Genomic DNA, 22,335 nt, shown 5'->3' on the forward strand with positions numbered 1-22,335 from the left:
CGGCTGATGAAAAAGCCAACCGCTCGGAATTGCCTGCCGGCATCAGAATTTATCAGCGCGTGCTGTGGTGGATGATCGGCGTAGGCGTCGTAGTGACAGTCACCCTCTTTGTCGTCACTGCGGTCTTGATTCATCGATGAACGACGGCCGTCGCGGTCGCTGCGACCGGGGGTGTGCAGTGTCCTCATTCCGAGCAAGCACACGATTTACTGCAGATGAAGTCGGTCAGGGTATGGATCTGTGTCGCGAGCGCGCATGCGGCGCCGTAACTTTCGCGATGGACTGCATTCCTCCGGCGAGTCGCGGATAGAGGACGGCCGGTCCCACCCAGCGCGCGAGGAAGGTACGCAACTGCGCGCTGTCGCGGGTTATCTCTGCGCTGTCCACAAGGTATGAGTAGAGAATCCGAAGAAGGAACTCGGAGAGTTCACCCAGGGAGTCCTCATCGAAACCATTTGCAGTCCAGTCTATTTGGTAGCGGTGCAGCATTGCTCGGCTAAATGCCAGCGCAGTATCGGACGCCAGCGACGGTGCGACCTCACCGCGCGACCGCTTGCTGAGTATGTAGACCATCCGGTCATCAGCCGACAGGTTTTCAATCGCGAACGCCAAGCCCTCGACCACCGCGGTGACCACATCGGTCTCACCGCCCACATGGTTGGCCAACTGATCGAGAAAGCCATCGCCGGAGCGCATGACCGTCGCCAGCAACAGCGCTTCGGTACCGGGAAAGTAGCGGTACACCGTCTGTCGTGTTACTCCGAGCGACCGCGCGACGTCGGCGATGCGCATCGCCGAGCCGCGCTCGGCGATCACCTCATCGGCGGCATCAAGGATGCGCTGGATCGCCTCTTCGTCAGAGTTGGGGAAGTTTCCCGACCAACCGTGGCGCCGCGCCACTATGTGTCCCCCGGAGCGACCTGCATGCCGCGATCATATCGGCGGCTGCGCCTTCAGTCGCTCGTCGAACTGGCCGCTCCGATCGAGTACCAGCGGGCGGCGCTCTTTGGCTCCTGCTCGTATCGGCCAAACCACCGGTCGGCGAACGGAGGGAGCTTCTCGTAGGCGGGGTCGTGGCTCGGCCCCTGCGACCGCACCAAACCGGTCAGCATCGCGGCCATCTCGCTTTTCGGTACTCCCGCATAGGTGGCCTGTCCCGGCTTGGTCAGTCGTCGGGCCGCCATCGACGCTGCAAGCATTGATCGCGGGTTCAATCCATCGGGAAGTAGCGTTCCGTAGTGGCCCCCGTCTGCCGCGGGGACGTGTTCCTGAAAGCCCCGCGAAACGATCGAGAGGACTTCGCCGAGGTGCTTGATCACCGCTCCGATAGCTCTGACGCGGTAGAAGAAGTCACCGTGCACCGCGTCGTACACCATCAGAGCCGAACTGCGGTGCTCGATCTCTTCGACGAAATGCCAGAGAAAAAGCGAGGCCACTCGTTCGTCGCCGGGCTCGAACAGTTTGTCCTCGTGGTCGAGAAACACCTTGAAATACGGAGTGAAAGTGTTCTCGATGACGGCAGTGTAGGCCAGTCGCCACGCCAAAGGCTTTGTCGCGGTGAGACGGTCGTAGGAGGTGACGACTTCGTCCATCGTCTGCTGCAGCCCTGGCCAGCGTCGGACGAGTGCGCGAAAGTGGCCCATGTGAGCCGCGGAGTGCTGCGCCTCCTGGCGTAGGTAGGCGTTGGCTTCCTCTGCTTGCCGCGGGTCACGCATCAGCGGAATGGCCTCCCGGGTGGCGTCCACGATGAGCTTCTCGAATCCTGGAGCGAAGAAGGTGATCATGTTGCACTGCATGGCGAATGCCGGCCGCTGCGGGTTCCAGTTGAACGGCACATCATCGCCGCCGAGATCAAACCGGACGCGCCGCACCTTCAGATTGGTCATCGGCGACGAACTCCTCCCGCAAAAACAACGCAATGATCCAGACCATACGCTTTCACAATTATGTACGGTATCTCCATGCGTCGTGCTGCGGTAGATCATTCGACACCTTGTGCTGAAGGCAGCAAGTTGCTCGGGCTGCCGTTCGACGATCCTGACGACGTCATCAGGACCGCCGTTGCGGAGGCGAGCGTTCCCGCGCTGCTGATGTCGATGGTGCACATGACCGGTGATATCAGCCTGCTCGATGAGCTTCCCGGGCCGTACGCGCTCATCGCGATGGACCTCCAGGGCGCCATGAGCGAGCCCGACAAGCAGAAGGTGCGCGACCGCGCCGTCGAGGTGATTTGCGATTACCGGGACCGCGGGTGCCCGCCGCCGTTCCTTCCGGACCCCACGCAGATGCGCGTGATGCTGGACGTGATGTCAGCGGGGTCGGTAACAGAAGAATTCGTCGACTACATCGCGGCGGATCTACGGTTCAGTGATGCCGACGAGATCGGGCCCGTGCTCGCGTCTACGCCGCAGCAGCGTGCGCAATTCCCGGTCGTAGTGATCGGTTGCGGTGAGGCCGGTCTGTTGGCAGGGATAAAGCTCAAGGCTGCGGGTGTGCCGTTCACGATCGTTGAGAAGCAGTCGGCGGTCGGCGGCACCTGGTTGGCCAACCGTTACCCGGGCTGTCGCGTCGACATCGCCAATCAGTACTACGCCTACTCCTTCGAACCGACCGATCACTGGACGCATTACTACTCTGAGCAGCCTGAGATCTTGCGTTATCTCCAGGGCGTCGCCGACAAGCACGACATCGTGCCTCACGTGCGCTTCAACACCGAAGTGACCGGCGCGACGTGGGATGAGGATTCGTCGACGTGGCACGTGACGATTAGGGGGTCTGATGGCCGAGGCGAGACCTTGGTTTCGCGTGCTCTGCTCTGCGCTATTGGACAGTTCAGTAACCGGGTAATCCCGGACATCAAGGGAGTCAGCGGCTTTCGCGGGCCCGCATTCCATACTGCGGATTGGCGGGACGATGTCGAATTGACGGGCAAGCGTGTCGCGGTCATCGGAGCGGGCGCCAGTGGATTCCAGTTAGTGCCGGCCATCGCCGAGTCGACCGAGCACGTCGACGTCTATCAGCGCACGCCGCAATGGATGGCGCCCAACCCGCTCTATCACGATGCGATTCCCGACGGCGCGAGGTGGGCGATTCGCCACCTGCCGTTCTACGGCCGATGGTTACGATTCGTGTCGTGGTGGCCGATCGCCGACGCACTCGACGAACAGGTGCAGATCGATCCCGGCTGGGACAGCGGTGGTCTGTCGTGCAGCGAGTCGAATCATGCGATACGTGAGATGTTCATCGCCTGGATGCGGGTGTTCTGTAGCGACGAGCAGTTGCTCGCGAAGGTCACACCCAACTACCCACCGATGGGCAAGCGGACACTACAGGACAACGGAACCTGGCTTACCGCGTTGCAACGCGAGGACGTCGAACTGATCACCGACGCGATCGCCGAAATCACCCCGACCGGTGTGACAACGGTCGACGGTGTGCACCGTCGCGCCGATGTCCTGCTGTGGGCCACCGGTTTTGACGTCAATCATCAGCTCGGTCCGATCAACGTGCGTGGGCTTGACGGGCTGGAACTCAACGCTGCGTGGGGGGATTCCGCATACGCCTACCTGGGCATCACCGTGCCAGGATTTCCGAACTTCTTCTGCATGTACGGCCCGGGCACGAACGCGGTCAATGGCGCCAGCATCATCTATAACTCGGAGTGCCAGATGCGTTACATCCTGGGGTGTATCGACATGGTGCTGTCCCGCGGCGCCGGCTCAGCGATGCCGCGGGTCGACGTGTGCGATGACTACAACCGGCGGAGCCAAGAGCGATTGAGCCACATGGTGTACAGCCATCCCGCGGTTAGTAGCAGCTACTACAAGAACGCATCGGGCGGGCTGCCGACCTTGTACGGGTTCCGCATCTTCGATTACTGGCGATGGACCAATCGCCCGAACCCGGACGACTACGAGCTACGTCCCCCACCGCGACCGGCGAAGGTTGACCCAAAGTGAAGAGTGTTCTGCTCGAAGCTCCGGGACGAGTGCGCGTCGAGACTGTTCCGGATCCCGCTCTGCCCGGCGCCGACGGCGCGGTCATCGAGGTGAAAGCAGCAGCGATCTGCGGCTCGGATCTGCACTTCTACGAAGGTGACTATCCGCTCATAGAACCGGTCGCGCTCGGTCACGAGGCGATCGGCACGGTTGTCGAGATCGGTTCTGACGTGCGCTCTTTCGCACCCGGCGATGAAGTGCTCGTATCGTCGGTCACCGGCTGCGGTGCGTGCGTCGGGTGTGCGACCTTCGATCCTGTGACGTGCATCAGTGGGCCGCTAATCTTCGGAGGTGGAGTACTCGGCGGTGCGCAGTCGGAGTTGTTGGCTGTGCCCGCGGCGGACTTTCAGCTCCTGCGCCTACCCGCTGACCTCACCACCGAGGAGGCGTTGCTGCTGACCGACAATCTCGCCACGGGGTGGGCGGCCGCGCAACGCGCCGACTTCTCGGCGGGCGAGACAGTCGTCGTCTTGGGCCTGGGTGCGGTTGGTCTCTGCGCCGTGCAGAGCGCCATCGCGCTTGGTGCCGGCACGGTTTTCGGTGTCGACCCGGTCGAGGGCCGGCGTCTGCGTGCAGACCGACTCGGCGCAAGATCGCTGGAACCCCCTGCGCTGCAGACGGTTATGGAGGCGACGGGAGGTCGCGGCGCGGCGGCAGTCATCGACGCAGTGGGGAGCGACGGGTCGATGACTGATGCGCTCAACATCGTCCGGGCCGGTGGAACGGTGTCGGTGGTGGGGGTGCACAATCTCGACCCCTTTCCGTTTCCCGCCACGCTCAGTCTCATTCGCAGCATCACGCTCAGGATGACCCTCGCACCAGTGCAGCGCACCTGGCCCCAGTTGGTCCCGCTGCTTCAATCGGGCCGACTCGACATGAGCGGAATCTTCACCGACACCATGGCGCTGGCCGACGCTCCTGCCGCGTACGGCAAAGTGGCAGCACGCACCGCGGATTGCGTCAAGGTCGCCCTCAGCCTCTGACGTCACACGGCTTTCAGGTACTCGAGGACTGCCGTGGCGGTGGCCTCCGGTTGATCGACCTGAAGGAAATGCCCGGCATCGGGGATCGTGCGGACTCGACTGCCCGGCGGCAGCGCGTCGATCAACCCGTCGAGATATTCGACCTGAATGGCGCCGTCCTGCTCGCCAAGGAGGACCAGCAGCGGATGGCACGGCAGGCGAAATCGGAAGCGATGCAGGCCGGCGTATTGCGGTGCCGCGCTTGTGAATCGTGCCAACGATCGGTAATACGACACGGCTGCTTTGCGGTGGGTGAGAGAAGGCAGGGCAGTCAGGGTCGCCGACACTCCGTCATCGACGTCGACACCGCGGGGCGACCAGTCCTTCCACAGTCGCGGAATCACCCGATGCACCACCCGCTCGGGGATGAAGGGGAGTTGGAAGAACAAGATGTACCAACTTCTGCGCAACTGGATCGCCAACATGTGCAAATTCCGCGCCAGTCCGCGCCGCGAGTTGTCGATCGCACGCACGGGTGGGACCGCCAGCGCGATATGCGCGTTGAATGGCGAGCCGGCGTATGCCGCGAGCCCGTTTGCGGCGAAAGCTCCCCAGTCGTGGCCGATCAGCACCGCGTCGTCAGGTGCGCCGAGATGGGCGTGCAGCTCGACGAGGTCGCTCATGAGCGCGCCCAGATGGTAGTCGCCATCGGGCGCCGGTCCCGTCGGGGCGTAGCCGCGGGTGAATGGTGCGACGACGCGAAATCCCTTGGCAACCAGCAGGGGAGCGAACTCCCGCCAATTGTGTGCGCTGTCAGGGAAGCCGTGCACGCACAACGCCAACCTGCCGTCCTGCGGCCCCCAGGTGAGTGCGCTCATTCGCAGACGGGGGAGTTCGAGTTCGATCAAGTTTGGCTCTGCCACATCTTGACCATACGTTATTGACTATGTGTATTGTATTGGAGCGGCTCGATGACGAGGAGCGGACTCCTGATGAGCTTTGACGTGGTGATCAACAACGGCCGGTATTTCGACGGAACCGGTGGTCCCTCAGCAGTACGCAACCTCGGTGTCCGCGACGGCCATGTCGCCGCCGTGACAACGGAGCGGATCGAGGGTCGCGAGGAAATCGATGCTTCCGGGCAGTGGGTGCTGCCAGGTCTGATCGACATCCACACCCACTACGACGTCGAAGTCCTCAACGGTCCGGCGCTAACCGAATCACTCCGGCACGGGGTGACCACGGTGGTGGTCGGATCGTGCTCGATCTCGACGATTCACGTCGACGGTGTCGACGCCGGCGACCTCTTCGGCAGGGTCGAGGCGATTCCGCGCGACTACGTGATCGCCGCGATCGATCAACACAAGAACTGGTCCACTGCCGAAGAGTACGTGCGGGCGATCGAGGCACGCCCGCTTGGGCCTAATGTGACTGCATTTATCGGGCATTCCGACATGCGCACCGCCGTGATGGGCCTCGAGCGCGCGACGACCAAGGCCGACCAACCGACAAGGGCGGAGCTCGCACAGCTCGAACGCTGGCTCGGCGAGGCACTCGACGCCGGTTTCATCGGGCTTTCGTCTCAGCAGTTGCTTTTCGACCGGATCGACGGCGATGTGTGCCGCTCGCGCACGCTTCCCTCGACGTACGTCAAACGGCGCGAGATGCGTCGCTTAACCCGGTTGGTACGCAGGCGCGGACGGGTTTTGCAGAGCGGTCCCGACATTCAGCACCCCCACAAGATGGCTGCACAACTTGCGCGATCGATCGGTGGGGTGCGGCGTCCGTTGAAGATCAGCTTCCTGGCAGCCGCGGACGCCAAGTCCAATCCGATCGGATACCGGATATTGGTCGATGCTGCTCGTCTGATCAACGCGTTGGGCGGCGACTTCCGGTGGCAACACCTGCCGGTGCCGTTCGAGGTCTACGGCGACGGCATCGATCTGGTGATCTTCGAAGAGTTGGGCGCCGGCGCCGCGGCACTACACCTGCGCGACGAGGTAGAGCGCAACGAGTTGATGCGAGATGAGCAGTATCGACGCCGGTTCCGCAAGGAGTACGACAACAAGTTCAAAATCGGTGCCTGGCACCGGGACTTCTTCGACGCCGATATCGTCTCCTGCCCAGATACGTCTCTGGTGGGTAGAACATTTGGACAGATCGGACTTGACCGAGGACTACATCCCGTCGATGCGTTCTTGGACCTCGTCCTCGAGCATGGCCGTGCGCTGCGATGGCGCACCGTGATTTCCAACCACCGGCCGAAGGTGCTCAAGAAACTGGCCGTTGACCCCGGAGTGCAGGTCGGCTTTTCCGATGCGGGTGCGCATCTGCGCAACATGGCGTTCTACAACAGCGGCCTGCGCCTACTGCGTCACGTTCACCAAAGCACAGTGGCCGGAGCCGAGTTCATGACGATCGAGCACGCCGTCCATCGGCTGACCGGTGAACTGGCCGACTGGTATTCGCTTGATGCGGGGCACTTACGCGTGGGTGATCGAGCAGATATCACGGTAGTCGATCCGGCACACCTAGACGAGGCGTTGGATACTTATGTGGAGGAGCCCGTCGAGCAGTACGGCGGGCTGAGCCGCATGGTCAACCGCAACGACGACACGGTGACAGCGGTTCTCGTCGGCGGGCGAACGGTATTCCGTAACGGGGTGCCGACGGATCTGGTGGGGTCGGTGCGAACGGGAAGCTTTTTGCGTGCCGGACGAAAGGTCGCCCCGCCGTCGGTTCCGGTGCGGGCGGCCGTCGGTGACTGATATCGACTACACGCAATTCGACCCGCAGCTGCGCAGGCTCGCCCGCGTTCTCCCGAAAGGCTATGCGCTGCAACGCGGTCTGTGGTTGCCGCGTGCACTGATGGCTCTCGCGGCCACGTTTGGCCAAAGGCGCGGAGTCGAGGTGGCCGCTGTGAGCCGTGACGTCACGGTTCGCATCCATCGCCCGACGATAAGGTCACAACCCAGCCCAGCCTTGTTGTGGATTCATGGCGGGGGTATGTGTATGGGGTCCGCGGCACAGGAGGATTCCTTCTGCCGCAAGCTGGTCAACGCCACCGGGGTTACGGTGGTCGCCGTCGACCACCGGCTCTCGCCGGAACACCCGTATCCTGCGCCGTTGGAAGATTGTTATGCCGCACTGCTGTGGTTGTCACGTCAGACGTGGGTCGACCAAACGCGAATAGCTGTCGGCGGGGCGAGCGCCGGGGGTGGAATCGCCGCTGCCATAGCGCAACGCGCGCATGATCGCAGAGATGTCGAGGTAGCGCTGCAGCTGATGGTGTATCCGATGCTCGATGACCGGACGCCCGAGGAGTCCGGCCGACGGGTGATGTGGACTGCTCGCGACAATCGACTGGCGTGGCAGTGGTATCTCGGCGCCGCCGACCCTGAAACGGCCGTTCCGGCCCGACGCGCGGATCTGTCCGGCCTGCCCCCGGCATGGATCGGGGTGGGGAGCAGTGACCTTTTCCACGACGAATGTCGTGCTTACGCGGAACGGCTCCGCCACTTCAGTGTCCCCGTGCACGAGGAAATCGCAGGCGGAGCCTTTCACGCGTTCGATTTGATCGCGCCGAAAGCTGATGTGTCACGCCGCTTTTTCGCCAGCCAGTGCCGCGCGTTGCGCGCGGTGCTCACCGATGACCGCGTGCAGTTTTGAGGCGTTGCCATGCCTCGACAGGAGTCACTGGACCTGACAAGGCGTGTGTTGAAGCACGTCGAGAATGACACCTTGGATGTTGTCGATGATGTATGGCGGGAGCCGCGCGAGGCGTTTGTCGACCGCGAACGATTTGACGCCGATGTCAACATGCTGCGGCGGGTGCCGCACGTGATCGGTTGGGCCGGAGAGGTTGCGGCGCCGGGTCAGTACACCACGAAAGACGTTCTGGGCATTCCGATCCTGGTCACTCGGAGAGGCGACGGGCTACTTCAAGCCTTCATCAATGGCTGCGCCCATCGCGGCGCGCAGGTTGCCGCCGACTGCGGAAGGACACGAATCTTCAAGTGTCCCTATCACGGTTGGACCTACGGTCTTGATGGCCGCCTCACCGGCGCGCCAGCACGCAGAATGTTCGCAGGTGCGGGGCTGGAAGAACGTGGCCTTATTCGGCTACCCGTCAGCGAGCAGGCGGGACTGATCGTGCTCGGATTGTCGGACGACGTGGATGTCTCGACCGCCCTCGACGGCATATCGGAACCGCTGTCGGGCTACAACTTCAGCCATAACCATCACGCTGAAACACGGCGCTTCGACATCGCGTGCAATTGGAAGCTCGCGATCGACGTGAATTTCGAGGGCTATCACTTCCCCTACGTCCACGCCGACACCTTAGATCCGATAGCGTCGAATAACTCGGTTTACGACATCTACGGTCGAAACATCCGCTGGGCCTTTCCGTTTCGCGACATCGTGCAGTACCGCGTTTTGCCCGAGACCGACTGGCCTGATCAGTTCTTCGGTACCGTGGTGTACGGCTTGTACCCCAGTTGTGTGCTCATCGAAGCCCCGGGCACGTCGCAGATGCTGCGGGCATACCCAGGGAAGAATCCCGGCGAGACCGTGCTCTACCTGTCTATCGGAGCGCCCAAAGAGATCACGACCGATGAAGAACGGGCCTGGTACAAAATGGGAATCGACGGTGCCGCCCAGGTACTCGACGGTCAGGATTTCCCGATGGCCGAGGCCTGTCAACGCGGACTCGAAGCCGGCGTCGACCATGTGGTATTCGGACGCAACGAGCCCCTGCTTCACCACCTGGCCGCGACCTGGCAACACGCGCTGGGTACGGAATGCTAGCCGTCCACAGACCCCAGGCGGATTGAGCAATGGGATTTTTCGCAGCGGACTCACCGCCGATCGACTATGCGGTCTGGCGGCAGGGTAGTAGATCCGACCGACTCAAGCCCCTCGTGCGCCACATCGCGGAGCGGGGAATGGGGAGTCCTGATGTGCTCTTCGTGGCCTACGCGGTGAAAATTGTTCTGTTCATGCTCGGCGCTTTGGGTTTCGTGTTGACCACCGAAGGGATTGGCGGCCTGAGCGACATCAGCTCGTGGTGGAGCGAACCGATCGTCTTCCAGAAGGTCGTCTTGTGGTCACTGCTGTTCGAAGTACTAGGCCTCGGGTGCGGATTCGGACCGTTGACCGGCAAGATCAAGCCACCGATGGGCTCGGTGCTGTACTGGCTGCGTGTGGGCACCATTCGCCTGCCGCCGTGGCCACGGTGGATTCCACTGACTGCCGGTGATCACCGTACGCTGTTCGAAGTAACGCTCTATGCGGGCCTCTTGGTAACTACCGTCTACGCGCTGTGCTCGGATGGCGTCAAGGCAATGTCCTTTCCGGGCAATACTATTGGGTTGATTCCGGAGTGGCCCGTCGTGGTAATCGTCGCGCTGTTGGCTGTGGTGGGGCTGCGGGACAAGCTGATTTTCCTAGCTTGTCGAGGCGAGGTCTACGGCGCGCTGACGGTCACTTTCCTGCTGCCGGGCCTGGACATGATTGTGGCCGCCAAACTGGTGATGGTGGCGATCTGGATGGGGGCGGCGACGTCGAAGTTGAACAGGCATTTCCCGTTTGTGGTTGCGACCATGATGGGGAATAGCCCGTTGGTCCGCTGGAAGCGGTTGCGTAAGAAGCTGTATCGCCGCTTTCCTGAAGACATCCGGCCGAGTGTCATTCCCCGAATCCTCGCGCACGGCGGAACCGTCATCGAACTCGGCGTCCCGCTGGTCTTATTGTTATCCCAAGGCGGTCCGGTGACCATGGTCGCCGCGTTCGTGATGGTCGTCTTCCATCTGGTGATTCTGACGTCGATCCCGTTGGGCGTCCCGCTGGAGTGGAACGTGTTCATGATCTTCGGCATCGGCACACTGTTTGTCGCCCACGCCAACATCGGAATCGGTGACCTTCAACACCCGTGGCCGGTGGTCGCGCTGACGGCCGTAATCGTGACCGCGATTGCCCTTGGCAACCTCCATCCGCCCAGTGTGTCGTTCCTGCCCGGTATGCGGTATTACGCTGGTAATTGGGATATTTCGACCTGGTGCCTGACCGAGTCGGCAACAACGAAAATTCACCAGGCGCGTATCGGGCTCGGCCTGCTACAGCACAAGCAGCTCGAACGCATGGTCGGCGCCCAGAATGCCGAGATCACGCTCTTTCGCGGGCTGGCCTTCCGGGCGATGTACGCACACGGACGAGCGGTAGTGACGTTACTGAACCGCGCGATACCCGAAGGGCGAGAGGCCGACTACGCCGTCATCGAAGGAGAGATGGTCGCCGCGTACGCGCTGGGCTGGAGCTTCGGCGACGGGCACCTGCATAACGAGAAGCTGCTGCGAGCACTGCAGTCCCGCTGCCGATTCGAGCCCGGTGAGGTGCGCGTCATCATGATCGACGGGCAACCCATCCACCGACAGCGTCAGAATTACCGCCTGATCGACGCAGCGAGTGGGGAATTCGAACGGGGAACATTCGAGATCGGGGAACTTGTCATCCGTCAACCCTGGCACGACGATGTCCCGGTCAACGTCGTAGCGCAGGCATCCAGACCACCCGGGTTGCGCTGAGATTCCTGCAGCGACCTCAACCAGAAATTGGCTGGAGCCGTCTGATGTGTGTGGCCAGAAACCCGTCGACGGCGACCGGCACCACCGCTTGGTAGTCAAAGTATTCCAACATGCTGAATTTCCCGAGCACGATCGGTCCCAGCAGCAGTGCGGCAGCTCGGGTTCGGTCGACTTCGCCGAACTCAGCGACTGCGTCCTTGCTGTCGAAGATGGCGTCGAACGGGGCGGCGTATTGCTCGGCTACACGCTTCCGTAGATTGCGGATCTCGGCGCTTGCAGTGCCGTCCCTCGTTCTGCCCCAGGGCAAGTGCTCGAGATCGCCACCGAGTGCAAGCCACGACATCGCAAGGAGACTGACCGGCACCTCAGCGATCAGTTCAGCCTGCGCGCTCACAGCAGCAAGTAGTCGATCGCGGATAGATCCGTCGGCAGGCGCGATGGGTGCGGGCGGAATCAGCGCATGAAATGCGGCAGCCACCAAATCATTTCCACTGGCAAAGTGGCGGTACAGAGTTGCGCGAGCTACATGCGAAGCGCGCGTCACTGCGTCGACGGTGACGGCGCTCGGACCGCCGGACCTCAGCAGCATCGTCGCTGCTTGCAGAAGGCGCGCACGTGAATGTGCCACGCGTGGATCCATGTGTGCGTGCGACACGTGCAGCACCTCCCGAACTAACAAGCCACGCTGGGCGGGTCGATTAGGTCGCTTACACACCCATCTTCAACCCGGCGCCTCCGTCGATAAACAGCTGTTGTCCAGTGAGGTAACGAGATTCATCGGACGCGAGATACACGACAGCGTGGGACACGTCTTCAGGCTCGATGTACGGGATCGGCATCGCCTGCAGTATCGGGAACACGATCTCAGCGTCTTCCCGACTGGGCTCAGGTAGGTCGGGGCGGAAGACTCGATACATCGGAAGGTTGTGCAGCATAGGGGTATTGACGCTGGTCGGGTGAATCGCGTTGATTCGGATGTTGTGCGGGGCCATAGTAAGCGCCAGCGCCTTGGTGTAGTCGCGCACCATCTTCTTTGCCATTCCGTAGCCAGCGCCGCCTGGTCCTTGCGGACCACCGCCAGTGGCCAGGTCTTTCTGGTCGACCAATCCCGCGATGGAGCCCGTCACAATGACCGAGCCCCCGGCGGTGAGGTGGTCGAGGCCCAGATGGACGGTGTTGACGACTCCGACAAAGTCGACGTCGAAGGCGTCGATGAACCCGCGGTACGGAATGTGGTTGCCCTGCGGGCAGATCCCAGCGTTGGCCACCACGACATGCAGTCCGCCGAGATCGGCGACGGCGGCATCGAGAGCCTTCTTGAGCGCCGCGCGGTCACGGACGTCTACCGCGGCGGCAACCACGCGCCGCCCCGACTTCTCGACGAGCTGTGCGGTCTCGTCGAGGTCAGCCTGAGTCGCGAGCGGGTACTCGTTGGATTCGATGTTGGCGCAGATGTCGAGGGCGATGATGTCGGCACCTTCGTCGGCCATGTGGACTGCGTGGCTGCGGCCCTGACCGCGGGCTGCGCCGGTGACAACAGCCACCTTGCCGGTCAGACGGTTCATCTACCCCTCCATTGGGGACGGCGGACGGAACATCGATCGCATTGGATGATAGAACACTCAGTGTTAATCTGTCACACATGGTCGTGTCATCGGATGCTGACGTGGACACTGACGCCGGATGACGGTCCAACTGCTGGCGTTTCACGAATTAGCGCAGGCGAAAGCACGCTATTGCCGGCTGCTGGATTGTAAGGACTGGGTGGGGCTGAGCGAATTGCTCTCCGAGGATATCGAATTCGACCTCAGTGACGGCAATCCTGACGTACCGCCCATCACCGGGCGCGAGAATGTGCTCAATGCCGTGCAATCGTCAGTTGCCGGAGCCAAGACGGTGCATCAAGTCCACGCGCCGGAGTTCGACCTCCACGGCGACGATGCCTGGGTGGTCTGGGCGGTTCAGGAGCGGGTTGTATGGGACAACGGCACTTCGCTGACCGCTTTCGGCCGCTATCACGACCATTGGATCCGCCATGGTGGGCAATGGAAGATCTCTGCGCTGCGGCTGACCCACCAGATCATGGACTTCAGTTGACGTGACACGCAGCCTCGCCGACGAAGGCGCTCTGTGCCGCCGAGTTTCGAGCGGGTATTAGGAGGAGCCGATGGTGCTGCGTCGCGATGCGGTATCGCTCGAGGGCAAAGTAGCGGTGGTCACCGGCGACGGCGCCGGGATCGGTCGCGCTGTCGCGGCCGCTTTCACGGAATTCGGTGCGCGCGTGGCAATCTGGGATAGAGATGCCGCCGCGGTGACCTCTGCCGTAGAGGAGATCGGCCTGCTCGGCTGCCTCACCGACGTCCGCGACGCCGAGCAGGTTGAGACTGCACTTGCCGAGACCATCGAGAAGCACGGCACACCCCACATCTTGGTCAATAATGCAGGCGGCGTGTTTTGGTCAGGCTTGCTGGAGACGTCTGTGAACGGTTGGGAAGCACTTATCCGGCTCAACCTGACGCAGGTTCTCCTGTGCACTCAAAGGGTCGCGCGCGCGATGGTGAGCACCCAAACTGGCGGCAGCATAATCAATATCGGCACGATCGAAGGGGTTCGGGCGGCACCCGGTTTCGCGGCCTACGCCGCCGCCAAGGCCGGCGTCGACAACTTCACCAAGACCGCCGCTCTCGAACTCGCCCCGCACAACATCCGGGTCAACGGACTCGCACCCGACTTCACGCTCACCGACAGCCTGCGCAAAATGGCCCCAAGCGGCGCCGGGAACGCCACGTTCATGGTCCCGTTGGGCCGAGCTGGCCATGTCGACGAGATGGCTGGCGCAGCAGTGTTTCTCGCGAGCGATCTCAGCTCTTACGTGACCGGACAGACGCTGCACGTCGACGGCGGCACGGCAGCGGCAGGAGGTTGGTACCACCATCCAGAGGGCGGACATTACATACTCGGGCGGCCCACCTGAATCCTCACATCACCGTGCGGCTGTCGCGGCCCATCGCAGCCGGCTCGCGTTCGAACTCGCGGACCATGGCCTGCACCGTGTACGACGCCGCCAGACGACCGTCACGGGTGTAGACGCGCCCTTCGCCCTGAACCAGGCCGCGTCCCGACCAGAACGCCCGGTTGGCGTATAGCAGCCATTCGGTGACGTCGACATCGTCGTGGAAGGCGATGGTGGCCTTCATAATGCCGGTCGACAGGCTGCGGTGTGCGAGTGCTTCACCGAACCCTGGATGGGGAAGCATTCCCGCCGCGATCGTCCAGTGCGTCGTCGACTGCGCTAGGAGCGCCTGATGCAAGTGGGGGGAGCCGGGATTGTCCCGGAAACGTGCCCAGGCGTTGATAATCGGCGGCGCGACGCGGTCCGGGTCGGGGTCGTAGGCGGCATCGACCACGCGTAGCTCGCGGCCTGTCATGCCGAAACCTGCGAACGGTACCGCGGCATCGGGGCCGGGCACGTCAGGCATTGGTTGGACGTCACGAATGACGTCGGGTGCACCGGAGTCCGCCAACATCAGGCCGACGCAGCGCAGGCTGTCGTGCTGGCTGATCCGCACCTCAGCTGTCGAAAATGTGCGGCCACGACGCAGCACCTCCACCGCCACGTCGACGGGAGCGGTGAACGACGCAGCCTTGGTGAAGATCATCGATACCGACGTGATGCGTTGGTTTTGAAGAACTTTGGTCGCGGCCACGACGGCCTGCGCGGCAAACTGCCCGCCCTCGACGACGTCGCGCTGCGTGGGGCCGTGCGCTGGCCCGATGAACTGGGTGTCTCCCGCCGGTTCGACGTCGATCAACCGCAACAGCTCGGCCGCGTCGCCCCACAGCGGAAAGGAGACCGGAATCTTCGAGCCGTCTGGCCAACGTTCGACCACAACCACCCGGACGTTGCGGTTGTAGAACGACACGTAACCTTCGATGCCCGCAACCTCGTCGAGCGGCTCACGGTAAGTCCACGCGACATTCGCTTGGACAGGACCCGCTCCCGTCAGGTTCCAGTACGTTGCAACACCCTTGAACGGACACACGGTGGTGTCTTCCGATTCGCTGAAATGCTGCCATTGCACTGAGGATTGCGGAAAGTAGAGTCGGTCGACGTGATCGGTTTCGGTCACGAGCACGCACGCGTCGCTCTCGGCTAGCAGAAGGTCACCGGCCCACACCTGACCGGTAAGCGGGCACGGGGTGATGTCGATGCGGTAGTCGGGAAATCTGGGCCACGCCGACTCGACCTGTGTCGTCATGTGTCCTCACCCGCGTGACGCCGGCCTGTCGGGTGGTGGGTACGTCGCAAGATGCTCATAGCTTCATCGGCCCGGACGGCGACTTCACCGACAGATGGTCAAGCCCGACGTCCGGGTTGTCGATCGCACCGCCGAAGACGCCCGCCAGTACGTCGGCAACCGCCTCGGGGGTCATCCGGCTCTGCTGGACCAGCCCGCGCGACATCCAGTCGCCGACAACGGCTCCCAGCAGGTCCGGGTCGAAGGACGAGGTGAAGTCGGTCGGGACTGTGCCGGCGACTTCTACGCAGGTGAACCGGTACCCGGGATGTTCCAGACGCCATGCGACGAGCAGTCGCTCCATCGCGGCTTTGCTCGTCGAGTATGCGCCGAGGGCGTGGTGGGGGGATCGAATCGAATCCGATGACAGCGCGGCGAGAACTGCGGACGGTGTCATTACCGGCAGGTGCGACCGAATGACCTGATGCAAGCCGATGACGTTGGTGTTCATCACCGCCGTCCAGTCTTCGGGCTCGGTGTCGACAATCATCTTCAGCGGGGCGTAGCCGGCGCTGTACACCAACAAGTCGATCTGCCCGAGCACTTCCTTGGCCTTCTGGGCCGCAGTGACGCAGTCCGCGAAGGAGCAGACGTCGACGCCGACCGCGATGGCATCACCGGCGACCGCGACGACCTCGGCGAGTTTGTCGCTGCGGCGGGCCGACAGAACGAGCTTGGCCCCTTCCTTGCCCGCCCGGATCGCGAACGCCCGTCCGATGCCCGCAGATGCGCCGACGACGACGATGCGCTTACCTGCCAGCGATCGCTCTGTCATAGCGCACCCTCGGCCATGCGTCTCCCGTCGTCGTTGAGTCGGCGACGCGCAGTCGCGCCGCCTCACCAAAGAGAACAGTAGTACAGGGTTTGTTCAGTTGAACAGGAACCGGCCAAGAACCTCGGTCATCGCAAGCCGTTTACGGCGAACTTCTCCACGTATTTGCGGACCGTCTGCGGCTTGCTCATGTCGAATGTCTGTGCTTCGTTGACGGTCGAGAAGGAATAAATGATGCGGGCCAGCCATTCGCTCGCGGCTGTGACGTCCACATTCGAGCCGACTTCGCCCCGTTTCTGAGCCTCGCGGACGTAGGGAACAAGGAATTCCGTCGACCTTCGTACGGCGGTATCGCCGTCGGAGATCATGTGCCGCATGAGTTCGGCATCGTCGGCCATCAGTCGATTCCGGGTGCGATGGTCGAGAAGAATCCTCGCGTGCGTCTCGGCCATGGCGCCGAGCTTCTCGGCAAGGGTCGCTTTGTCGGCCATCGCTTCGGCGACGAGTTGATAGAACTTCTGCGCGCCGAATTCGATCGCCGCTTCGATCAGCACATTGCGATCCTCGAAATAGCGATACACGGTGCCGCGTGACAGATTGGCCATCCGCGCCACGTCCTGAACGCTGGTGCGTTGAATGCCCAGCTGTGTAAAGCACTGATTTGCAGCCTCGAGGATCTGATCGCGCCGATCGGACTCGTCCTGGTCTTCGACTGCCGCCGCGGCTCGTGGTGTAGCCATCACGCTCCTTGCTGTTGGGAGTGCGCCTCGCCAAGTTCCTCATGCTACGCGACACCAGACAATTGGGTACGCCGCCGGGACGTGGGTGCGGTGCCGTCGGCACGCACATCGACGGGGCACTGACCGCTCAGTTAAACAGCTGACGTTTAATTGTTTTACGAGACGATGACGCGCCAAGTGCTGATCGGAAGGCGGCGACGTGGAACTGGGAGTCAGGGGCCGCAATTTCGTGCTGGTGGGCGGCACCACCGGAATGGGTTTCGGCGCCGCGCACCAGCTCGCTGCAGACGGCGCGAACGTTGCGTTGCTCGCCCGCGACGAACCGCGTGCGATTGAGCGCGCGAGCCTGCTGAGCGATACCTACGGTGTACGCGCCGTAGGGATCGGCGTGGACGCGGCCGCGTCGGGTGACGGAGTCGACAAGGCGATCGATCGCGCTGCCGCCGAACTGGGGCCGCTGCGCGGGCTGGCGGTGACGGCCGGTCCGATGAAACAGCAGGGTCCGTTCGTCGAGCATGGTGACGACTCCTGGGACTGGTATTACCAGATGATCCTGATGGCGACCGTCCGTTCGTGCCGCGCGATCATTCCGCACTTGCAGCGCAACGGCGGAGGCACGATCGTCAACACGGCCGCCTACTCGGTGCGGGCGCCGAAGATCCTCATCCCGCCGTACAACGCGCTCAAGGCCGCGGTCTTGACGCTGTCGAAGATCTTGGCAAAGACCCACGGACCGGACGGGATTCGAGTCAATGTGATGTGTCCCGGGCTGTTCGACACCGAGACCAACGACCACATCCGTGAACAGCGCGCCGAGCAATACGGTGTACCGCTGGAAGACGCGATCTACACACACCTGTCGAGCAACCCGGACTGGAACATGCGCGTTGCGCTGGGGCGCGGCGGTTTCCCACACGAGGCGGGTGAACTGGTGGCCTTTTTGCTCAGCGATCGTGCCGCATACATGACAGGCGCCGTAATCAATATCGACGGCGGCACCGACTTCTGAGTCAGTGAGGCGCGTTCCTCGGGTCATCCTTGGTGCGCCCGGTGGGATCGACGCGCGGCGGAGCATCGGCTCGGCGAATGGTGCGAAGCCACGCCTCGGCCGCGGGGGGTGCAGGCACCGGTTCGTCGAGTCTGCCCGGGTCCGCATCCCAGAACTCGCCCCATGACGGGAAAGCATCGTGGAACGCTCCCTCGTGCTGAGGTGCGTTGGGCCATCGCATCTTTCGAGGTCCCACCGGTGGAGCGGCCAGGTCGGTCTGATACCAGAACAACGGCGTGCGACGGGCGAAGTGCCAACGCCCACTGCGCCGCTCGTACGAGTCGAGATAGGCCAGGAATTCGATCACCCACACCGACTCCGTTTCGAGGTCGTTGCGTGAGTAGACCAGGCCGCTCGCATGGTCGGCGTCGTGCACGTCGATGACATGTCCCAACACGCCGTGCGCACTGCCGAGCAGGTCGTTCCGCATCTCGGTGTCGTACCACGCGCGAAGCGCCGCGCGGCCGCGGCGCTTGCCCGGCACTCCGACGTCGTCCACGAACAGGTTCACCACCGCGTCGAGATCGCGCTGGTCGAGGGCGACGGCGTACTTGGCCGCCAGTTGTCGAATCTCGTCGAGCGCCTCCAGCCGCGCTACCCGTGCGGCGAGGTCAGCGAAATCGCTTGCGCCAATGCTCATGTGAGCGCCCCCTCGGCCACCAGCTGGGCGAGGCGGATCTTGTCGATTTTGTTGGTCGAGGTGTAGGGCAGATCGTCAGGATTAGCCAGCATGATCCATTTCTTCGGGACCTTGTAGGCGGCGAGGTCGGCTTTACAGGCGGCGGCCAGATTGTCCGACGAGAGGACGCAGCCGTCATTGGGTACGACGACGGCGGATACCAGGGCGCCCTTGTCGGGGTCGGGCACGCCGATGACGTAGGCCAGGCGAACGCCCTCGACGCGAGTGATCGCCGCCTCCACTTCCACCGGCGCGACGTTGGCGCCCGACGTCTTGATCATGTCGTCGGTGCGGCCGGCGAAGTACAGGTGACCATCACTGTCGCGGTATCCGGCGTCTTTGGTGTGGAACCAACCGTCGGCGTCGAAGAGCTGGACGAGCTGCTTACCCACCATCCCCCGCATCATCGCGTACCCGCGTACGCAGATCTCGCCGGTCACGCCGTCGGGGACCTCGTCTCCGTTCTCGTCGACGATCTTGTGCTCATAGCCGGGCGCGTCGACTCCGAGTGAACCGCGTTTGGATTCGGGTACGGACTCGTGTGGCGGCCACCAGGTGTGGGAACTGCATGTCTCGGTCATTCCCAACTGGGTCACACGCAACGACACGTCTGGGGCGCGGCGCTCCGGAGCCAGCAGTCCGGGGTGGTAGCCGTCGCGCAGCGATGACAAATCGGTGTGGGCAAAGTCGGGGTGGTTCGTCAGCGCTGGCCCGACGTGAGGGAATCCCGTTGCATAGGTGGCGCATTCGGCCTCTAGCAGGCGCAGTACGTCGCCGGCGTCGAAGCGGTGTTCGGTGAGAATGGTGGCACCCATTTGCATTGGCCCAAGCATTCCGAACACCAGACCGCCCACCCAGAAGAACGCCATCGGCACGTACACCCGATCTGCTGCGGTCCAGTCGTGTTGCTGGGCGATGAAGCGCGAGTGCACCAGCGCCGGCTCGTGTGTGTGAATGACGCCCTTGGGGTTTGACGTACTGCCCGAGGTGTAGATCACGACCAGATCGTCGCTGGGCCGCACGGCGCCCTCACAAGCGCGCAGAAACGATTCGGGCACCGGTTCTGGCCACCTGGTCGGCCAGAGGCGGTCAGAGAACCCCAGCGGAAGTATGTTGCGCAGGTGGGGAAGGGCCGGGAGTTGCAGCGGTCCAACAGCATCGAGGTCGGCATGGGTGGCGTCGAGGATTCGTTGACGGATGTCTTTGCCGAGCAGGTGGTCGACGGCAAGGACGGTGTGGATGTCGGCGTCGCGAAGCAACCAGCCGAGTTCGGACGCTTGAAAGAACGTGTTGACCGGGACGGCTACCGCGCCGATGCGAGTGACAGCGAGAAACGCGACAGCGAAGTCCACGCCATTGGGTGCCAGGATGCCGATCCGTACACCCTTTGTCACGCCCGCGGCCAGCAGCCTTCCTGCCAGTGCCGCCGATTGGGCGTCGGCCTCGGCGTAGGTGATCCGCTCATCGGTTCCGTTGCCGACCGACGAGACGATGAAGTCGTTGTCGCCGTGCTGGGCGGTGAGTGCGGCGATCACTGCAGGCATGACGGCGTCGTACGGCATCGCCGTATATGCGAAGGTCCGGGGTACCGTCCTCATCGACCGCTCCTTGATCAGGGCATCCACTGTCCGCCGGACACCGAAATAAGTTGGCCAGTAAGGTGCTTGGCGCTATCCGAGCACAAGAATGCGACCGTGCGTGCGACATCGGCGGGCTCGCCCAGTTCGCCGGTGAGCGTGCTGTCGCGCATCTGGTCGAGCTGGTCTTCGCTCTTGCGTGACAGCAGCCATGGGGTTGCGGTGGTGCCGACGACTACGGTGTTGACCCGGATTCCGAGCGGGCCGAGTTGCACTGCCATCAGCCGGCTCAGCCCTTCTACCCCGGCCTTGGCGGCGGCGTAGGCGGGCGGCCCCGTGCGAACCCCGTGGGCCGACACGGAGCTGACGTTGACGATCGCACCCGACTTCTGCTCGACCATCTGACGCGCCACGACCTGCGCCATGATGAACGCACCCTTGAGGTTCACGTCGAGGATTCGATCCCAGTCGTCGTCTGTCTGGTCGAGAAACGTTGCGGGTAAGGTCATTCCGGCGTTGTTGACGAGCGCGGCGACCGGCCCGTGGGTCGATGCGAGATCTGCCATCGCCTGTTCCACCGCGACACGGTTGGTGATGGATAGCTCGAGGGGAAGAAGAAGGCCCGCACGGGCCGACTGTGTCTCAAGGCATTTCGCGATCGCCTTGGCGTTGACGTCGACCGCTGCGACGCGGTAGCCGGCCTCGATCAGCTCATCGCAGATGGACTCGCCGATACCCCGCGCCCCGCCAGTCACGACGGCGACAGGGCGCTGATCCTGCGAAAACTGAAAATTCTTCTCCACCATCACAATCCGATACGCGACCTCAGAGGCGGTCGAGTGGTTTGGAGCCGCGCTCCAGTAATGCGCGCATGTACTCCTGGAACTCCCGGGACCCGGAAACGACGGTGAGCAGATCGGTCGAGGTCTGCTGGTGCGTCCGGAAGCCCATGGCTTCCCATGCACGGATGAGGCCCATCTTGGTGGCTTGCAGTGTGGCCAGCGGAGCTCGAGCGATGCTCGCCGCCAGCTCCTCCACCTCCGCCTCGAGTCGGTCGGCGGGGACGACTCGGTTCACCAGACCGAAGTCGAGCGCCTCGGCGGCTGAAATCTTCTGGGCGGTATACAGATATTCGGCAGCACGCTTGTAGTTCATGAAAACCCACGGCTCGAACATCGTTTCGCAGCCCGGCAAGCCGAAGCCCGGAACCAAGGGCATCTGAAACCAGGCGTCGTCGGAGCAGACAGTGATTTCGGGCAGCAGCGCCCACGTCGTGCCGCCCCCGATCGCGTAACCGTGCACTTGGGCGATGACGGGTTTCGGGAACTCGAAAAGCTTGAGCACCGGCCACAGGAACAGCTGCGCCGCCGAGCGCCAGACCAGTCCGGACGCTTCGCGCTCGGCTTGAAACTCGGGATAGCTGCCGTCCGGAACGTGACCCGAGCAGAACCCCTTGCCGTTCGCCTTGATGATGACCACCTTGATGGCGTAGTCGTATTGCGCGTCGTCGAGCGCAGCGTTCACGCTGTGAACCATCTCGGAGGTTTGTGCGTTAGCGCGGGCCGGGTTGTTCAGGATGATCCGGGCGATGGAGCCTTCTTTCTCGTAGACGACGTGTTCGAGCTCGCGGGTTTCCACTGCGCAGGTCTCCTCACTGATCTAAACAAATCAACAAAA

General features: G+C 62.9%; 21 protein-coding genes. 9 read left to right on the forward strand and 12 right to left on the reverse strand.

Annotation, left to right across the window (positions count from 1 at the left end; translation table 11 throughout):
* Positions 1-225 precede the first annotated feature (225 nt).
* Both MKK62_RS08750 and MKK62_RS08755 read right to left on the reverse strand, forming a co-directional pair.
* Entirely contained in the window at positions 226-900 is a 675-nt protein-coding gene (locus MKK62_RS08750; protein WP_240261450.1) for a TetR/AcrR family transcriptional regulator, read from the reverse strand.
* A gap of 53 nt (positions 901-953) precedes the next feature.
* Positions 954-1,886 (reverse strand): metal-dependent hydrolase, encoded by a 933-nt coding sequence (locus tag MKK62_RS08755; protein WP_240261449.1) that lies wholly within the window; start codon positions 1,884-1,886, stop codon positions 954-956.
* 75 nt (positions 1,887-1,961) lie between these two features.
* On the opposite strand from MKK62_RS08755, the gene MKK62_RS08760 reads away from it, so the two are divergent.
* Positions 1,962-3,959, forward strand: coding sequence for a flavin-containing monooxygenase (locus MKK62_RS08760; protein WP_240261448.1), 1,998 nt, complete (start codon positions 1,962-1,964; stop codon positions 3,957-3,959).
* Complete coding sequence (locus tag MKK62_RS08765; RefSeq protein WP_240261447.1) at positions 3,956-4,981, forward strand: zinc-binding dehydrogenase; 1,026 nt, start codon at positions 3,956-3,958, stop codon at positions 4,979-4,981. Before MKK62_RS08760 ends, MKK62_RS08765 begins: the two co-directional genes overlap by 4 nt.
* A 2-nt stretch (positions 4,982-4,983) precedes the next feature.
* Here the strand turns inward: MKK62_RS08765 and MKK62_RS08770 are convergent, their stop codons facing one another.
* Positions 4,984-5,883, reverse strand: a complete 900-nt coding sequence (locus tag MKK62_RS08770; protein WP_240261446.1) for an alpha/beta fold hydrolase — start codon at positions 5,881-5,883, stop codon at positions 4,984-4,986.
* A 69-nt stretch (positions 5,884-5,952) separates the two neighbouring features.
* On the opposite strand from MKK62_RS08770, the gene MKK62_RS08775 reads away from it, so the two are divergent.
* Genes MKK62_RS08775 through MKK62_RS08790 form a run of 4 tightly spaced genes read left to right on the forward strand, consistent with a single transcriptional unit; the run spans position 5,953 to position 11,544 of the window.
* Complete coding sequence (locus MKK62_RS08775) at positions 5,953-7,728, forward strand: N-acyl-D-amino-acid deacylase family protein (RefSeq protein ID WP_240261445.1); 1,776 nt, start codon at positions 5,953-5,955, stop codon at positions 7,726-7,728.
* A gap of 1 nt (position 7,729) precedes the next feature.
* The gene (locus MKK62_RS08780; RefSeq protein ID WP_434085079.1) at positions 7,730-8,629 is read left to right on the forward strand and encodes an alpha/beta hydrolase; all 900 of its coding nucleotides are present in this window, start codon (positions 7,730-7,732) and stop codon (positions 8,627-8,629) included.
* 9 nt (positions 8,630-8,638) lie between these two features.
* Entirely contained in the window at positions 8,639-9,769 is a 1,131-nt protein-coding gene (locus MKK62_RS08785) for an aromatic ring-hydroxylating oxygenase subunit alpha (RefSeq protein WP_240261443.1), read from the forward strand.
* A gap of 29 nt (positions 9,770-9,798) precedes the next feature.
* Positions 9,799-11,544, forward strand: coding sequence for a DUF3556 domain-containing protein (locus MKK62_RS08790; protein ID WP_240261442.1), 1,746 nt, complete (start codon positions 9,799-9,801; stop codon positions 11,542-11,544).
* 16 nt (positions 11,545-11,560) lie between these two features.
* Here the strand turns inward: MKK62_RS08790 and MKK62_RS08795 are convergent, their stop codons facing one another.
* Together MKK62_RS08795 and MKK62_RS08800 are read right to left on the reverse strand one after the other, a co-directional pair.
* Positions 11,561-12,184, reverse strand: a complete 624-nt coding sequence (locus tag MKK62_RS08795) for a TetR/AcrR family transcriptional regulator (RefSeq protein ID WP_240264233.1) — start codon at positions 12,182-12,184, stop codon at positions 11,561-11,563.
* Positions 12,185-12,251: 67 nt separating this feature from the next.
* On the reverse strand, positions 12,252-13,109 hold the full coding sequence (locus MKK62_RS08800) for a mycofactocin-coupled SDR family oxidoreductase (RefSeq protein ID WP_240261441.1): 858 nt from the start codon (positions 13,107-13,109) through the stop codon (positions 12,252-12,254).
* A 118-nt stretch (positions 13,110-13,227) separates the two neighbouring features.
* On the opposite strand from MKK62_RS08800, the gene MKK62_RS08805 reads away from it, so the two are divergent.
* Both MKK62_RS08805 and MKK62_RS08810 read left to right on the forward strand, forming a co-directional pair.
* Complete coding sequence (locus MKK62_RS08805) at positions 13,228-13,641, forward strand: nuclear transport factor 2 family protein (RefSeq protein ID WP_240261440.1); 414 nt, start codon at positions 13,228-13,230, stop codon at positions 13,639-13,641.
* 70 nt (positions 13,642-13,711) lie between these two features.
* Complete coding sequence (locus MKK62_RS08810) at positions 13,712-14,518, forward strand: SDR family NAD(P)-dependent oxidoreductase (RefSeq protein ID WP_240261439.1); 807 nt, start codon at positions 13,712-13,714, stop codon at positions 14,516-14,518.
* A 4-nt stretch (positions 14,519-14,522) separates the two neighbouring features.
* On the opposite strand, the gene MKK62_RS08815 is transcribed toward MKK62_RS08810, so the two are convergent.
* The 3 genes from MKK62_RS08815 to MKK62_RS08825 all read right to left on the reverse strand — a co-directional run bounded on the left by MKK62_RS08815 (position 14,523) and on the right by MKK62_RS08825 (position 17,354).
* Entirely contained in the window at positions 14,523-15,803 is a 1,281-nt protein-coding gene (locus tag MKK62_RS08815) for a DUF427 domain-containing protein (protein ID WP_240261438.1), read from the reverse strand.
* A gap of 55 nt (positions 15,804-15,858) precedes the next feature.
* Complete coding sequence (locus MKK62_RS08820; protein ID WP_240261437.1) at positions 15,859-16,617, reverse strand: SDR family oxidoreductase; 759 nt, start codon at positions 16,615-16,617, stop codon at positions 15,859-15,861.
* Between the two features lie 125 nt (positions 16,618-16,742).
* A complete protein-coding gene (locus MKK62_RS08825; protein ID WP_240261436.1) occupies positions 16,743-17,354 on the reverse strand; it encodes a TetR/AcrR family transcriptional regulator in 612 nt (203 codons plus the stop codon).
* A 199-nt stretch (positions 17,355-17,553) separates the two neighbouring features.
* On the opposite strand from MKK62_RS08825, the gene MKK62_RS08830 reads away from it, so the two are divergent.
* Positions 17,554-18,363 carry an SDR family NAD(P)-dependent oxidoreductase gene (locus MKK62_RS08830; protein ID WP_240261435.1) on the forward strand — a complete coding sequence of 270 codons (810 nt, stop codon included), beginning with the start codon at positions 17,554-17,556 and terminating at the stop codon, positions 18,361-18,363.
* Between the two features lies 1 nt (position 18,364).
* Here the strand turns inward: MKK62_RS08830 and MKK62_RS08835 are convergent, their stop codons facing one another.
* The 4 genes from MKK62_RS08835 to MKK62_RS08850 are packed head-to-tail and all read right to left on the reverse strand — an operon-like array spanning position 18,365 to position 22,296.
* Entirely contained in the window at positions 18,365-19,042 is a 678-nt protein-coding gene (locus MKK62_RS08835) for a nuclear transport factor 2 family protein (RefSeq protein ID WP_240261434.1), read from the reverse strand.
* On the reverse strand, positions 19,039-20,679 hold the full coding sequence (locus tag MKK62_RS08840; protein ID WP_240261433.1) for a class I adenylate-forming enzyme family protein: 1,641 nt from the start codon (positions 20,677-20,679) through the stop codon (positions 19,039-19,041). The genes MKK62_RS08835 and MKK62_RS08840 overlap by 4 nt, the downstream gene beginning before the upstream one ends.
* A 14-nt stretch (positions 20,680-20,693) precedes the next feature.
* Positions 20,694-21,464 carry an SDR family NAD(P)-dependent oxidoreductase gene (locus MKK62_RS08845; RefSeq protein WP_240261432.1) on the reverse strand — a complete coding sequence of 257 codons (771 nt, stop codon included), beginning with the start codon at positions 21,462-21,464 and terminating at the stop codon, positions 20,694-20,696.
* A 19-nt stretch (positions 21,465-21,483) separates the two neighbouring features.
* Positions 21,484-22,296 carry an enoyl-CoA hydratase/isomerase family protein gene (locus MKK62_RS08850; RefSeq protein ID WP_240261431.1) on the reverse strand — a complete coding sequence of 271 codons (813 nt, stop codon included), beginning with the start codon at positions 22,294-22,296 and terminating at the stop codon, positions 21,484-21,486.
* Between the last annotated feature and the right edge of the window lie 39 nt (positions 22,297-22,335).

This window comes from Mycobacterium paraterrae (genome assembly GCF_022430545.2).
Classification (GTDB): domain Bacteria; phylum Actinomycetota; class Actinomycetes; order Mycobacteriales; family Mycobacteriaceae; genus Mycobacterium; species Mycobacterium paraterrae.